The organism is Pseudomonas paraeruginosa (genome assembly GCF_003025345.2).
GTDB classification, from domain to species: Bacteria; Pseudomonadota; Gammaproteobacteria; order Pseudomonadales; family Pseudomonadaceae; genus Pseudomonas; species Pseudomonas paraeruginosa.
Genome location: NZ_CP020560.1, coordinates 2,321,832 through 2,335,754, shown reverse-complemented (window position 1 = coordinate 2,335,754; position 13,923 = coordinate 2,321,832). Strand labels below are relative to the sequence as shown.

The following is a 13,923-nucleotide window of genomic DNA, read 5'->3' as shown; positions in this document are numbered from 1 at the left end:
TTCACTCAGAGGAGAAACAACGTGGCCAAGACATGGATCTACGCCGCCTCGGCCGCCGCCATCGGCGGTGCGCTGGTTGGCGGCTGGCTGCTCGACCCGGCGCCACCGGAGGCTCCCTCGCAGGCCCGCCAGGCCCCCGCCGTTGCCCCGGCCGCTCCGCCGTCCGCGGCGAGCGCGACGCTGCCGCTGGCGAACTCCGGCAGCCTCGCCCCGGCCCCCGTCGCGACACCGACCGCCCCGCAGCGGGTGACGCTCTGGAGCGGACAGCTGCGCAGCCGCGACAACGCCCAGGGCATCCCGGAATACCAGACCCAGGTCGAGCCCGAACAGCTCGACGCGCTGGCGCTCGGCCAGGTCCTGGAAATGAGCCTGCCCGGCCGCGAGCGCCCCTTGCAGGCGCGCCTGGCGAGCACCCACAACAGCGCCGGCCTGCCGGTCTGGCGCGGCGGCCTGGTGGACGGCGACGAGGCGGAAAGCCTGACCGTGGTGCGTGGCAGCCTGGAGACTCACATCAACGTCGCCACCCTCGATGGCAGCTATTCGATCATCGTCGACAACCGCAGCGGCAAGACCCGCGTGATCGACGAGAACGACCTCGCCGCGCGCAGCGATCCGCACGGCGACCACGTCGACGCGCCGTTCGCCGAACTGCCGCCGATGCCGCCGCCCGCCCAGGGCTGAGGCGCTCTTTCCCAGGCCTTTTGCAACGGTGCCCTCGGGGCGCCATGGCCTCCTATTGTCCGAACACAGGCAACCCATGAAGACATCCCTGCTCTGCTCCACCCTCGCCCTGGTGGCGGCCTCCGCCGCCCAGGCCGCGCCGAAGACCGTCGACATCATGGTCCTCTATACCCCCGCGGCAACCCAGACCGTCAACGGCCGCGACATCGACGCGCGGATCGCCAGCTACATCGAGTTCGCCAATACCGCCTACGAGAAGAGCGGCGTCGACCTGCGCCTGCGCCTGGTGCACAAGCAGCGTCTCGACTGGGCCGACTACCCCACGGTGACCAGCGCCAACCTCGATCGCCTCAGGAGCGACCCGCAGGTGCAGCGCCTGCGCGAGCAATACGGCGCCGACCTGGTCAGCCTGGTCAACCTGGCGCAGAGCAGCGGCAACGGCTATACCACCTGCGGCATCGGCTACATGGGCTCGGGCGAGAAGAACAGCGGGCGTTTCTTCAGCAACGCCAAGGACATCGCCTACAACCTCACCGGCGTCGACTGCGGCCTCAACACCTTCGCCCACGAGGCGGGCCACAACATGGGCCTGCGCCACTCCTACGAGCAGGACCAGGAGTCGCGCTACTACGACCCGCGCTACGCCCACAGCGGCACCCACGAGTGGAGCCGCGGCTACGGCGTGCAGGGCCGCTTCGCCACCATCATGGCCTACCCGCACGCCTTCGGTACCTACAGGCAGGCACCGTTCTTCGCCAACCCACGCCTGGTCAACGCCGAATGCGCCAGCCAGCCCTGCGGTCGCGAGGACCACGCCGACGCGGTGCGCGCACTCAACAGCATGGCCACGCAGATCGCCGACTTCCGACCGACCAGGGTGCCTGGCACGGCCAACCCCGGGCCGGACGACGGCGACACGCCGACCCAGCCGGAACTGCCATGGTGCGAGAAAACCGGGCTCGGCGGCCTGCTCGGCGATGGCGAGTTCGCCGTCATGGACGGTTGGCGCGCGCTGTTCGGCCAGGCCCAACTGAGCCTGGTGAACGTCGCCAAGGGCTGCCGCGACAATGCCCTGCTGCTCGACAACCGAGGCTTCGACCTGCTGGTCCGCCCCGTCGACCTGCGCGCGGGAACCCGCTACCGGCTCAGCGGCAAGGTCATGCTCAGGGCCGCCAATACCCGCGACACGGTACGCATGGCCCTGCTCAGCGAAAACGCCCGCGGCGCCCTGGCCTACAGTTCGGCGCAGAGCGTTCAGCTGTCGGTCGCCGGCAACGAGTTCAGCCGCCTGGAGAAGGCGTTCGACTACCGCCCCGCCGCCGACCAGCGCAACCTCTACGTGGCGATCTGGAGCGACAGCGGCGCCAGCCTGCTGGTCGACGAGATGAACCTGCAGGAAGCCCAGGCCACGCCGCCCGGCGTACCGCCGGCGGCGCAACGCATCACCTATGACTTCGAGCAAGGCATCGGCGGCTGGAGCGGCCTTCACGCCGACGCCCGTGCCAGCCGTACCGCCGCCGCCGGCCGCCTGGCCCTGGAAGCCTACCAGCGGCGCCATGACGGCACCGGCGCCAGCACCAGCCTGCTGGGCAACCTGGAGGAAGGCAAGGCATACGCGTTCAGCGCCGATGTGCGGGTCGGAGACGGTCGCGGCCCGCGCGCGATGACCTACGCCTATCTCTACCTGGAAAGCGAAGGCCGGCCCGGCACCTACCTGCCGCTGGGCTACCAGGTGGTCGACAGTGGCCGCTGGGCCAGCCTGCGCGGCCGGCTGCAGCTGCCGAAAGGCCGGATCAAGCGCGCCGAGTTGATGATCCTCAGCGGTAACCGCCAGGAGTCGATGTTCATCGACAACGTCCAGTTGCTCCAGCAGTGACCCGGTTCCCGTCCGTGCCCATCCGTTGGGCACGGACGGGAGCGCCGGCGCCTGGCCTCGATCATGAACTCATCGTTTCACCACACCATCGCCCCGTCCATGAGGAACCGCTCAGTCTTCGCCGCCGCCTCGGTGAAGGTGATCGCACCCATCCAGCGCTGGGCCGCCCTGCTGTCCGAGATCCCGGCATGCCCCGGCGGAGTCCGCCTGGAGTCCCGGCCGGCGGACCTGCCGGAATAGTGGCCCGCCCCGCGGCTGGAGGCGCTGCGCAAGTCGAGGCACGGTTGGCGGAAAGCGCCCCATGACCTAAGGTCAATCGGGTAAACGGCGCGGAACCTTGCGGTTCCCAGCCAGCCGCCGACCGCCAGACGAGGACCTTCCGTGCACGCCCATCGCCTGCTGCCTCTCACCCTTTCCTTCCTGCTCGCTCCCGGCACCTTCGCCGCCGCTCCGCCAGCCGCCGAGTTGCTGCGCCAGGCCGAGGCCGAACGCCCGGCCTACCTCGACACGCTCCGGCAACTGGTGGCGGTGGACAGCGGCACCGGCCAGGCCGAAGGCCTGGGCCAGTTGTCCGCGCTGCTCGCCGAACGCCTGCAAGCCCTCGGCGCACAGGTACGCAGCGCACCGGCGACACCCTCGGCCGGCAACAACCTGGTAGCCACCTTCGACGGCACCGGCAGCAAGCGCTTCCTGCTGATGATCCACTACGACACCGTGTTCGCCGCCGGCAGCGCCGCCGCGCGTCCCTTCCGCCAGGACGCCGGGCGCGCCTATGGACCCGGCGTGGCCGACGCCAAGGGTGGCGTGGCGATGGTGCTGCACGCCCTGGCCCTGCTCAAGCAGCAAGGCTTCAAGGACTACGGGCGGATCACCGTGCTGTTCAATCCCGACGAGGAAACCGGTTCCGCCGGCTCGAGGCAACTGATCGCCGAGCTGGCCCGCCAGCAGGATTACGTCTTTTCCTACGAGCCACCGGACCGGGACGCGGTGACCATCGCCACCAACGGCATCAACGGCCTGTTCCTCGATGTGAAGGGCCGTGCCTCGCACGCCGGCTCGGCGCCCGAGCAGGGCCGCAACGCTCTTCTCGAACTGTCGCACCAGCTGCTGCGTCTCAAGGACCTCGGCGATCCGGCGAAAGGCACCACGGTGAACTGGACCCTCGCCAGCGGCGGCGAGAAACGCAACATCATCCCCGCCGAGGCCTCGGCGGAAGCCGACATGCGTTATTCGGACCCGGCCGAGAGCGAAAGGGTGCTGGCCGACGCCCGGAAGCTGATCGGCGAACGCCTGGTCGCCGATACCCAGGTCAGCGTGCGTCTCGACAAGGGCCGCCCACCGCTGGTGAAGAACCCCGCCTCGCAGCGCCTGGCGGAAACCGCGCAGGTGCTCTACAGCCGAATCGGCAAGCGCATCGAACCGGTGGCCATGCGTTTCGGCACCGACGCCGGCTACGCCTACCAGCCCGGCAGCGACGGGCCGGCGGTACTGGAAACCCTCGGCGTAGTCGGCGCCGGTCTGCACAGCGAGGCGGAATACCTCGAACTGTCCAGCATCGCCCCGCGCCTGTACCTGACGGTAGCGCTGATCCGCAGCTTGTCCGCCGAGTAGCGTCGACGCCGGTGAGCGTGGTTCAGCCTCAGGTGCGGAAGCGGCCGAGCACCACGCGCAAGCCAGCCATGTGCTCCTTGACCCGCTGGTTGGCCGAGAGCACCGCCGCGGTCCCTTCGTGGGCCTGCTCGGAGAGTCCGGAAACGTTGGTGATGTTGCGGTCGATGTCCTGGGCCACCTGACTCTGCTCTTCGGCGGCGGTGGCGATCTGCTGGTTGAGGCCATCCAGTTCCTCGACGGTGCCGACGATCCGCCCCAGCGCCTGGGCCGCGCTGTCGGCCTCGGCGAGGTTGCTCTGGGCGTGGCTGGCGCTGCCACGCATGGCGGCGACCGCCTGGTTGGCGCCATCCTGCAACTGCTCGATCAGGCCCTGGATCTCCTGGGTCGACTGCTGGGTGCGGTTGGCCAGCGAACGCACCTCGTCCGCCACCACCGCGAAGCCGCGCCCGGCCTCCCCTGCCCGCGCCGCCTCGATGGCGGCGTTGAGCGCGAGCAGGTTGGTCTGCTCGGCGATGCTGCTGATCACCGTCAGTACCTGGCCGACGCTGCCGGCATGCTGGTGCAGGGTGTTCAGCGCCAGAGCGGTGTGTTCCAGTTCTGCCGCCAGCGCGCCGGTCTGGCCGCTGGCGTGCTCCACCAGGCGCCGCCCCTCGTGGGCCAGGGCCGCGGCGTCGCGGGTGGACTGCGCCGCATGGTTGGCGTGCCGGGCGACCTCGGCGACGGTGGCGCTCATCTCGTTCATCGCGGTGGCCACCTGGTCGAGATCCTGGTGCTGGCGCGCCACCTGGTCGCCGGCGCCGAGCGCCTGTTCCAGCGCCTCGGCCACGTCGCGGTCGGTCTGCTCCGCGCTGCGCTTGACGTCGGCCAGCAGGCCGCTGACGTCCTGGCGCATCCGCTCGTAGCCGGCGACGATGCGCCCGATCTCGTTGTCGGCGTGGCCCGCCGCCAGGGCATGGGTGAAGTTCGCCGCGCCGACCTCGGTCAGCGCCACCTCCAGCCCGCGCAGCTGGCGCATCAGCGGCGCCAGGCCGAACTGCCGGCCGAGCACCACCAGCACCAGGATCGCCAGCAGGCAGCCGAAGGCGATCCACATCTGGCGGTGCTGGACGCTGTCGGCGCGCGCGCTCATCAGCGACACCAGCCTGTTCAGCTCGCGCAGCAGCTCGGCGGAACGCTGCGCGAAATCATGCAGGTCGACCCGGCTGGCGGGCTGCGCCACCTGGTCGAGCAACGTCCGGTAGCCGCCCCAGATCTGCTCGACCTTCCGCCGCTGGGCGGCGATCTCCGGCGCACCCATCCGGCTGACGTTGCGCTCGGCATTGCCCGCCTCCAGGTCGGCGGCCGAACGCTCGTACTGGGCGATGGTCGCGGCCAGCGCCTGCGCGTCGCCGGCACCGAGGCGCAACTGCAGGGCCTCGCTGGCCATCTTCTGGCTGAGCATGCGCTGCGCCCCGGCCACGTTGATGGTTTCCGGCGAGACCGACATGCTCAGGTACAACGCCACCGACGCGCAGGCAGCCAGGCCGAACATCAACGCGTAGGACAGCAGGAACTGGGCGTTCAGGGTCTTCAGCCCGAGCCCCCGCAGGATCCGATCGAACACTCTGGCGACGCTTTCGTTCATTGGCTTTTCCCCACTGGACTACAGAAACCGATAACCACCCCATCGGCCCGGCGCGTCCCGGCTTGAGCAGCCACTCCCGCGCGTGCGCCGCGGCGGCGCCCGTCACCACGGCGCCAGCCCGCGGCCGGCGGGGTTTCAAGGCAGTTTGCCGCTGCGGCAACCGGACGCGCCCTGTAAACTCTGGCAGGTCGTCCGGCGCCAGCCGCGCCGGCGGCGCCCAGGAACTACTGCCCGCAAGGATGCCCGCGTGATCCCCGTCGCTCCGATTTCCCTGACTGTCCTGCTGATCTACCTGCTCTCCACGGTCGCCGGCCTCTGGCTGCTGGCCTGGCTGTTGCTCCTGGCCTTCAGCCCACGCGCGCGCCAGCGCCTGCGCCGCCACTGGCCGAGCCGCGGCCTGCTGCTGGTGCTCCTGCTGGTCCCGCTCGGGCTGCGCGCCTGGCTGGAGATCGGCCTCTGGCAGTACCAGCGCGAACGGGAGCGCGAAGAGGCGGCGCATACCGCGGTACTCGAGCACCCGGCCCGCCTGGGCGGCATCGGGATGCCCGCCGGCACCCGCTTGAAGCTGGAGCTCAGGCAGCAGCCGGAAAGCTTCCGCGAAGCCGAGTTCCCCGCGCCGGTGATGATCCGCGGCGTCGCCACCCGCCACCTGCAACGCTGGCTGCAGAGCGAGCACGAGAACCCGCAGGAACCCTGGACAACCACCGGCGTCCATCCCACCTCGATCCGCCTGCGCGGCGACGGCGTCGCCGAGATCGACGGCTGGCGCTGCGACGCCAGCCAGGAAATCGCCTTCGCCAGCGAGCGCGACGGTCGCCCCGCCGCCTTCGAGCATTGCAGCCTGGCGGCCGGCAACCGCGCCGGCGCCATCGAGTTGCCCGCCGGCGCGCGCCTGTTCGCCAGCGACGGCATGGTCTACACCGACGGCTACCGCGACGCCGAGCGCTGGCGGGTGATGCCGGAAACAGGCCAGCAGGTCTCGGTGCACGGCATCGCGCTGAGCGGCGGGGCGCTGGCCTTCGACCGCCAGCGCAAGCTCTACGGTCTCGGCGGCACGCTACTGGCCGCACCACTGCAACTGGGCGATTGGCACTATCCGGCCGGCACCGAGGTCAGCCTTTCGCCGCGCGCCGCCTGGCACACGCGGCATCCCCAGGCGTGGTTGTTCAGTCCCGGCCACGAAGCGGCCCGGCACACCTCCGGCGCGCGCCTGGAGCATGGCGCTTCGCTGTTGCAGGCGCTGGACGGACGAGAGCTGGAACGACTCGGCAATCGCGAGGCCGGGATTCTCGACTTCATCGAACTGGACGTCGGCGAAGCCCCCTGAGGTTGCATGCGGCTAGCGCGGGCTCAGCCGGCAGCGATGGGCCACACAGGCGCCGCTCAGCCGCAGGCCATCCGCCAGCGGCTGCTCGCGCAGGGTCTCGCCGGTGACCAGCCGCGCCACCAACGGCCATCGCCGCCAGCCAGCACCGCCGCGCCAGTGGCGCTCCATGTTCGAGCACGCCAGGAACGCCTACGCCGTTCTCCAACGGCTCGCCCGGAGATCACCTGGAAGCGCGCTGCCCAGGCCCCTCGCCCTCAGCGGAGCCTCGCGCGCGCGAAAGCCCGCACCGCTTCGCTTGCCGCATGGCGAAACACGACTAGCCTTACCCTTGTGACTTTCTCCTATGGTGGTCACGGAAGTCCCCGGGGGTCGCTCATCCCCCGGGGCTTCCCCCCGCCCTGCTGCCTCTCTCCTCCTTGATACAGCAGCCTTTCGCCGTTCAACGAGGACAAACGATGAAACTCAGCATTGTCGCCGTGAGCCTGCTGGCCATGGCCGGGGTGCTCATGTGCACCTATCTGATCCTGAAAGCGCTCGGCGCCATCTGAAGCCGCGGGTACGCCAGGGCTATGGCGTCCCGGGCACAGATCGGTCACGCTGCGCACCTGTAGCTGCCTTTCTCCCGAGGGGAAGAGACGGACCTTTCCGATGAACGACAGAGGCCATGGATGAATAAAAGCCCCTTTCTTCTGCTGACGCTGGCCCTGCTCCTCGCGGCCTGCGGTCCCGACCAGCTGGTTTCCGACCTGCCGTCGCCCGACGGGCGATATCACGTCGAGCTGCGCAAATGCCCAGAGAACGGCTTGTTGAGCCGGGGCGAAGTGATACAGGTTTCCCTGCTCGTAGCCGGCGTCTCGGAAAAGTGCAGCTCGGCACTGAACGCCCTCGCGCAGTTCGACCTGCGCGCCACCGCGGATGAATTGCAGCTGGAGTGGCTATCCAATACCGAGTTCCGCGCCTGGCACCCGACGTTCAATCCCCAGTACGGGCCGGAGATATCGCGCCAGCAGGGCAAGGCTCCGGTGCGGATGGTGTTTGCACCGAAGCGCTGAGCCCGCTCATCGCTCGCGCTGCGTGCCCAGGTCGGCAAACGACCAGGCGCGCCGCCCGCCGCCTGCCCGGACCGCGCACCGCCCTGGCGATTGGCGAGCGCGTAGTGCAGCGGTTCCCTCCAAGGCACGAGGTCGATCATCCAGCGCAGCGCTCTTTCTCCGGTACTGCCGGCTGGGGCACGCACGCCGCCGCGCTGGAGGGCAGCAACAGGGCGTAGACAGGGAAGACCAGCAGCCCGGGCGCATTCATGGAGGAGTCGCCGTGGTTGTCGAGCGCTAGCCAGCACGGCACCAGGAAAGCGGCCACCAGCGCAAAGCTGAGCCCGGGCTGATGCGGCCATAGCACTTCATCGACATCCTCCGAGCCCCTCGACCGATATCGGGTCCGGTCGGGACGGTTCAGGGTTTCCGGGGCTCGTTGCCGAGCAGACGATCGAGTTCACCCATGACGCGATCGTTCTTCGCCTCCTCGAGCTTGCGCCGGGCCTCGGCGAGATTGGCCTGGGCACGCTCCATCTCGACCATGCCGACGGCGGTGATCACCGCCTGCAACGGCACGCCCCTGCCGGCGGAACGCATGCCGTTGCGTTCGCGTTCCTGCGACGCGCAGATGAACCGTAGGGCTGCTTCATGGCTTTCGTTGGGCAGCGGAGTCCAGCCCTTGGCGAAGGTGAACTGGAGGTTCGTGGGTTCCCCGCGGTTGGAGAAGGTCTTGGCGTTGACTACCTTCACCTCTCGCGTATCGCAGCGGTACTGGTGCGCACTGAGCAGATGGAAGGAGTCGAACAGCATGGCGATCTGCAATTGCCAGGCGTTCTCGATGCCTGGCACCGGGGCCAGGCATCGGCCAGGAATACGTCAAGCTCGGCAGGGTCGTCGCCCTTGCGTACCACCCACCAGTCTTCGGCCCAGGCATGGCCGGAGGCGGCCAGCAGGGCGGCGCACAGCCAAGTCGCGGCGCTGCGGGAAACCTTGCGATATACGTTCATGTCACCTTCCTGTGGGGAAATACGCCCTGTCGATAGTGGGCAGGGGCGGCACCCTGCGCCCTGAACGAATAGCGCTATTTCAATGACAGCGGCACACCCCAGACCGGGTCCTCCATGCCCTGCTTGCGCAGCGGCGTGATCTGCAGGGGCTGGAGCCTGGACAGCAGTTGCCGGTGCCTGTCGCCCAGGCTCCGCTGCGCGATCAGGGACTGCGTGAACTCCATCGGCGCCGGCCAGGTGTAGACGGTCAGGTTCTCGAGCGGGCACTCGATCTTCTTCGGATCGATGGCCCGGCACTTCGACTGCTGGTACTTGTAGCCGGGGGTCTTCAGGTGCATGCGCGGCGCCAGCAGCAACTGCCCGCCCTGCACGGTGAAGCTGGCCAGCGCCTTGTCGAGCGGCAGCCGCGCCTGGACCTTGATCGAGGGCACGTCGCGGGAGTCGGTCTGCTGGTAATAGCCGGCCTGGGAGCCTTGGGTCGTCTGCGTGTATTGCTGCTCGCCCCAGCTCACGCAGGCGCCCGAGGCCATATGCACGGCGGTACAGACCTTCTCGGTCTTGATCTCGCTGCCATAGGTGGCATCTTTCCAGACGTCTTCCCGGTAGTACTCGCGATACAGCTCCGGCGACAGGTACGCGGTGCCGTTGGCGCCACGGCCCGAGCCGGGCGGACCGCCGCGGGCGCCGACCTGGTCGAGCAAGCCATGGATCTGGTAGTCGTCGCCGCCGGTCAGCAGGTATTTGCCGGGCGGCAGGATATGCACCTCGAAGGCCTTGAACAGGTAGGTCTCGTCGGGCTTCCGCTGTAGCGCGTTGGTCTGGAACTTGCGGCCGAAGGTCACCTTCGGGTCTTTCTCGTACTCCCAGATCGCCGTAGGCGTCCATTGGGTCATGGTCAGGGCATCGCTCAGCGACTTGTGCGGCATCACGTCGGCCACCAGCACCACGGCCATGTTCCCCTTCAGCGCCTGGTCCACCAGGTCCAGCATCTGCGCGTTGCGCGGATCGTCCATGCTGCCGTAGACGCCCGAATCGAGGTCCGACACGCAGCCTGAGAGGGAAAGGGAAAGCAGCAAGGCGGCGGGCAGGGCTAAACGCGGGCGAGGCAGTCTCATGTATCGATCCTTGACAGAGGCTGGGGCATGGAGCAGCCATATTACTGAGTGGGGGTGGGAGCGCAATATTGCAGATGAACTAGCCCGGCAGCGGAAACGAACTAAACACCTGGCAGGGAACCCGGCAGGAGCGGCCTTCGTCTGCGTCGTCAAAGGGCCCACGGTGTTCGATGTCATCCCATGTTGATCCCCGCCCTGCTCCGCTACCCTTGCCGAAGTCCGGATACGCCGAGGACCGACCACTGCCCAGCCGCTTCTTCGTTGTGCCGATGATGGACGGGACCTTCAATGGCTGCCCCCGTTTTAGCAGCGTTGCCTAGTTAGTAGGCGTTGGGTTGATATCAATTTTTCCTGCTTCAACTGCTGCTGGCGAGTTCGCCAACTTGCAGCAAATTCTGCCGAGGTGAGATTGCCAATGGCGCTGCGCGGTCGGTGCCCGTTGTAATCGCGCCGCCAGGCCGCGATGCGGATTCTGGCTTCGACCAGCGAGCAGAACCAGTGCTCATTGAGGCATTCCTCTCGGAACTTACCGGTGAACGACTCGATGAAGGCAGTCTGCGTGGGCTTGCCAGACTGAATCAGCTTCACTTGGTTCGGTGCGCTCGGCAGGCTCAGGCGTTCGCGCTCTACCGCGACGCCGTGGCGGCGACACAGTTCCTTCACCGGCACACCGGCCTCCGCCTGCTTGAGGAAATCGAGAATCTGCTTTTCAGTAAACGCTTTTTTGCCTGAAGGCAGAAACGACTGCGTCCGCGCCGGCGAGCGACACGGAAAGAGCAGCTCCTGGCTTACCTTCTGGCGGTCGCAACCTTATGTAGATCGTAGCGAGCTTCAGTAACAAAAATAATACTCGATAACAAAAAAGTGCCTTATTGCAAACTTTTTTGACGCTAGTTAAAGTGCTATCGCTGAGCACATTTTATGCTAGGGAATCTACATGAACCTCTCACATGCCCACAGCGACACCCTAGGTGACCAATCGATGGGCACAGTGCATCACGACGATCGTCGTCAGACATCTGCAGGTCAAGGAAACGATGACTAAAGTGGCCTCAATCCACTTAATCACCTTCCCTCCCGTGATTTATCCCCCTTCCAGATGGGGAGCCCGAGGATGAGACAGATAGGCATGATGCAGTACAAATGCTAGCTAGGTTTCTAGCCACCAATGTCATTGTCATCGGAGCACCGATGTACAACTTCTCCCTACCCCACGCAGCTCAGCGTTTGAATGGACCGTTTGACGGTACCCAACAAAGCTTTCGTTATGAACCGATGCAGTTGAGGGCCTAGCCGCCGACAAACGCATAATCGTGCCTGATCATCAAGAATTTCATCTGCATGGGTTCGTCGGCTTTCTCGATATCACAAATATCCTATTCATTTGTGTCGAAGGCTCGACATAGGCAGGTTAGCCATAACGCAACCATTGAACCTGACCATCGCCGAGATCGTAAACTCGCTACCTGAAGTAGCCAAAAGACTCATGTCTAGTTTCACTACGCCGGGAACTCTTGATGGTCGGTTAACTGCTCTAAAATCAAGCTGAGCGTCACTTCCAGGTCCTGAGTGAACCATCTACAAAAGCACACTGTATCGAGAGAGCAAATAATAATATCTTACTCATAACCCTAGGAGAAATGGGCTGAACGCGCCTCATGTTCGCCACAACCTCAAACGCCTATTAGAAAAATTCATCACAAACTGCACAGCACACTGAAACCTGAGTGTAAGCATTTTTGGCGAATCAAGCTTTCTCAAAGCGAGACCCTTTGTGAAACTGAGCATTTTCTCCGTCGGACTGCTGTTGGCAGTCGCGACAATGATGTGCATCTATCTAGTAATGAAAGCCTTATCTATCCTGTAAGACTCGGACTGGCTTCTCCTGGACTGAGCGGCAACTAAACGAGTATGGGGAATGCCGGAATCTCCGGGCAAGAGAAAATCCAAGAAAAGACCTGCTCAAGGATGCTGAAACACCCGCAACCTAGGTCCGTGATATGCGCTGCTCAGTCTTTTAGCGTGAGCCGATTTTCGACAAACAGAAGCTTATCGAGATCATCCACAAGGATTAGAGGGCACTGACCGAGTCGCTGCCAGGCGCACCAGCAACTCCGTGAAGTCGTATTGCAGGCCTATGGTTAGCCATTGAACATTCACGGAAGACTTCCATCTATATTTCCACAGTAAGCTCATAGCACGAGTCAATCCAGTCGGCTCAACGAGAAACCCTGCCGGACTATGTGCCACTCGTCCTCTCCACCAGTAAGGCTCTGGGACGTGAGGCATCTGATGCATGTCAAGAACGTCGACGATGGACCCGGCCTATCGGGTCGACTGGTCGCGGGATGCCGTAGAGTGAACTAGCGCGTTTCAGGTGTTCTGCGCGTCAAACGCCTCCCTGGCTGCATCAATTTCTGCGATATGCTCGTTGGCCCAAATTCCCAAAGCAATAACCGGCTTCGTTAGCGAGCGCCCCAGTGACGTCAATTCATATTCGACATGTGGCGGCATGACTGCGATGACCGTTCGCTTGATAAGCCCGTCTCGCTCTAAAGTGCGCAGGCAAAGCGTCAGCATTCGCTGCGAAATTCCATTGATTGCACGCTTGATCTCGGTGAAACGGCGCGGACCGCCAGCCAGGAACATGATGATGAGAATGCTCCACTTTTCCCCGACGCGGGCCAAAACCTGACTAACCTTCTGGCAGTTTGCACCATGTATATCATCTGGAAAATAAGTCACATCTAACATACCTAGTTCCCTTGAGGTGCCGTATTGTACGGATTCGGAGACGTAGTTACATTGCCAGTCTTAGTAATAATTTTATATCAATGGACTTAGCCATGACAATCCTCCATATCGACGCCAGCATCCTCAACGAACTGTCGGTCAGTCGCCAACTCACGGCCGCGATAATCAAGCGGTTGACCAGGACCAGGCCGGACACTGCAGTCATCCATACCGATCTCTACGCAGAACCGGTCGGCCATCTGTCCAATTCGGAGTTCCTGGCCTTTCAGGGCATCGAGCCGCAGGACGACGAGGCGAAGCGAACCGTTGCGCGCAACGCCAGGCTGCTGGGTGATTTTCTTGCCGCCGACACAATCGTCATCGGTGCGCCCATGTATAACTTCACGCTTCCCACTCAGCTCCGCGCTTGGCTTGATCGGCTCGCTGTGCCCGGCAAGACCTTCCGCTACACGGAAACCGGCGTCGAAGGGCTGGCCAAAAACAAGCGCGTCATCGTCGCGTCCACTCGTGGAGGCCTATACGGTGAGGGCACGCCACAAGCTTTCCTCGATCATCAGGAGTCCTATCTTCGTGGTTTCCTCGGATTCCTTGGCATTACTGACATCACCTTTATCCGCGCCGAAGGTTTGGCTCTCGGCCCGAAAAACCGCGCCTCTGCCATCGAAGTAGCCGTCGCCAAGGCCGAGAAGCTCACCGCTTAATGCAGGCCGTTTGAGAAATCCGCCATTCGCGCCCTCGTTGGCGCTGGTCAATCGCTGCACCAGCCGCTCGTGGTGTGCGACCCGTTCGTCATGAACACCGAAGAACAGATAGCCAAGGCATACGCGGATTTTCGCACCGGCTGCGCCGCGACGGTGGCATCTTGTTGAAATTGGAGATCACATTAATGAACTC

14 protein-coding genes are annotated in these 13,923 nt (G+C 64.9%); 8 read left to right on the top strand and 6 right to left on the bottom strand.

What is annotated here, in order from left to right; all coding sequences use genetic code 11:
• Positions 1 to 21: 21 nt before the first annotated feature.
• The 4 genes from bamI to B7D75_RS11235 all read left to right on the top strand — a co-directional run bounded on the left by bamI (position 22) and on the right by B7D75_RS11235 (position 4,168).
• Positions 22 to 681, top strand: coding sequence for a biofilm-associated metzincin protease inhibitor BamI (gene bamI, locus B7D75_RS11250; protein WP_012075365.1), 660 nt, complete (start codon positions 22 to 24; stop codon positions 679 to 681).
• 76 nt (positions 682 to 757) lie between these two features.
• Positions 758 to 2,557, top strand: coding sequence for a biofilm-associated metzincin protease Mep72 (mep72, locus tag B7D75_RS11245; protein WP_043103849.1), 1,800 nt, complete (start codon positions 758 to 760; stop codon positions 2,555 to 2,557).
• 99 nt (positions 2,558 to 2,656) lie between these two features.
• Positions 2,657 to 2,797 (top strand): hypothetical protein, encoded by a 141-nt coding sequence (locus B7D75_RS29345; RefSeq protein WP_012075363.1) that lies wholly within the window; start codon positions 2,657 to 2,659, stop codon positions 2,795 to 2,797.
• A 141-nt stretch (positions 2,798 to 2,938) separates the two neighbouring features.
• Positions 2,939 to 4,168 (top strand): M20/M25/M40 family metallo-hydrolase, encoded by a 1,230-nt coding sequence (locus tag B7D75_RS11235; RefSeq protein ID WP_107114009.1) that lies wholly within the window; start codon positions 2,939 to 2,941, stop codon positions 4,166 to 4,168.
• A gap of 28 nt (positions 4,169 to 4,196) precedes the next feature.
• Here the strand turns inward: B7D75_RS11235 and mcpN are convergent, their stop codons facing one another.
• The gene (gene mcpN / locus B7D75_RS11230) at positions 4,197 to 5,792 is read right to left on the bottom strand and encodes a nitrate chemoreceptor McpN (RefSeq protein WP_053813754.1); all 1,596 of its coding nucleotides are present in this window, start codon (positions 5,790 to 5,792) and stop codon (positions 4,197 to 4,199) included.
• 247 nt (positions 5,793 to 6,039) lie between these two features.
• Here mcpN and B7D75_RS11225 point away from each other — a divergent pair, with 247 nt between their 5' ends.
• Positions 6,040 to 7,119, top strand: coding sequence for a hypothetical protein (locus B7D75_RS11225; RefSeq protein ID WP_107114008.1), 1,080 nt, complete (start codon positions 6,040 to 6,042; stop codon positions 7,117 to 7,119).
• A gap of 12 nt (positions 7,120 to 7,131) precedes the next feature.
• Here B7D75_RS11225 and B7D75_RS29340 read toward each other — a convergent pair whose 3' ends face one another.
• Positions 7,132 to 7,287 (bottom strand): hypothetical protein, encoded by a 156-nt coding sequence (locus B7D75_RS29340; RefSeq protein WP_161935173.1) that lies wholly within the window; start codon positions 7,285 to 7,287, stop codon positions 7,132 to 7,134.
• A 500-nt stretch (positions 7,288 to 7,787) separates the two neighbouring features.
• On the opposite strand from B7D75_RS29340, the gene B7D75_RS11220 reads away from it, so the two are divergent.
• A complete protein-coding gene (locus B7D75_RS11220) occupies positions 7,788 to 8,171 on the top strand; it encodes a hypothetical protein (protein WP_003152623.1) in 384 nt (127 codons plus the stop codon).
• Positions 8,172 to 8,570: 399 nt separating this feature from the next.
• On the opposite strand, the gene B7D75_RS11210 is transcribed toward B7D75_RS11220, so the two are convergent.
• The 4 genes from B7D75_RS11210 to B7D75_RS11190 form a co-directional block, all read right to left on the bottom strand.
• Positions 8,571 to 9,002: a hypothetical protein gene (locus tag B7D75_RS11210; RefSeq protein ID WP_185269333.1), complete on the bottom strand. Its 432-nt coding sequence runs from the start codon at positions 9,000 to 9,002 to the stop codon at positions 8,571 to 8,573.
• Between the two features lie 232 nt (positions 9,003 to 9,234).
• The gene (locus B7D75_RS11205) at positions 9,235 to 10,275 is read right to left on the bottom strand and encodes a hypothetical protein (RefSeq protein ID WP_003152617.1); all 1,041 of its coding nucleotides are present in this window, start codon (positions 10,273 to 10,275) and stop codon (positions 9,235 to 9,237) included.
• 303 nt (positions 10,276 to 10,578) lie between these two features.
• A complete protein-coding gene (locus tag B7D75_RS11200; protein WP_124082916.1) occupies positions 10,579 to 11,013 on the bottom strand; it encodes an integrase core domain-containing protein in 435 nt (144 codons plus the stop codon).
• 1,635 nt (positions 11,014 to 12,648) lie between these two features.
• The gene (locus tag B7D75_RS11190; protein WP_034078613.1) at positions 12,649 to 13,029 is read right to left on the bottom strand and encodes a winged helix-turn-helix transcriptional regulator; all 381 of its coding nucleotides are present in this window, start codon (positions 13,027 to 13,029) and stop codon (positions 12,649 to 12,651) included.
• Between the two features lie 92 nt (positions 13,030 to 13,121).
• Between B7D75_RS11190 and B7D75_RS11185 the strand changes: the two genes are divergently transcribed.
• Positions 13,122 to 13,730 carry an FMN-dependent NADH-azoreductase gene (locus B7D75_RS11185; protein ID WP_107114667.1) on the top strand — a complete coding sequence of 203 codons (609 nt, stop codon included), beginning with the start codon at positions 13,122 to 13,124 and terminating at the stop codon, positions 13,728 to 13,730.
• A gap of 24 nt (positions 13,731 to 13,754) precedes the next feature.
• Positions 13,755 to 13,898 carry a pirin-like C-terminal cupin domain-containing protein gene (locus B7D75_RS30080; protein ID WP_107114005.1) on the top strand — a complete coding sequence of 48 codons (144 nt, stop codon included), beginning with the start codon at positions 13,755 to 13,757 and terminating at the stop codon, positions 13,896 to 13,898.
• The last annotated feature ends 25 nt before the right edge of the window (positions 13,899 to 13,923 follow it).

Coding starts and splice junctions, on each gene's coding strand:
- mep72 (WP_043103849.1), top strand. CDS start 758: ATGAAGACATCCCTGCTCTGCTCCACCCTCGCCCTGGTGGCGGCCTCC.
- B7D75_RS29345 (WP_012075363.1), top strand. CDS start 2,657: ATGAGGAACCGCTCAGTCTTCGCCGCCGCCTCGGTGAAGGTGATCGCA.
- mcpN (WP_053813754.1), bottom strand. CDS start 5,792: ATGAACGAAAGCGTCGCCAGAGTGTTCGATCGGATCCTGCGGGGGCTC.
- B7D75_RS29340 (WP_161935173.1), bottom strand. CDS start 7,287: ATGGAGCGCCACTGGCGCGGCGGTGCTGGCTGGCGGCGATGGCCGTTG.
- B7D75_RS11220 (WP_003152623.1), top strand. CDS start 7,788: ATGAATAAAAGCCCCTTTCTTCTGCTGACGCTGGCCCTGCTCCTCGCG.
- B7D75_RS11205 (WP_003152617.1), bottom strand. CDS start 10,275: ATGAGACTGCCTCGCCCGCGTTTAGCCCTGCCCGCCGCCTTGCTGCTT.
- B7D75_RS11190 (WP_034078613.1), bottom strand. CDS start 13,029: ATGTTAGATGTGACTTATTTTCCAGATGATATACATGGTGCAAACTGC.
- B7D75_RS11185 (WP_107114667.1), top strand. CDS start 13,122: ATGACAATCCTCCATATCGACGCCAGCATCCTCAACGAACTGTCGGTC.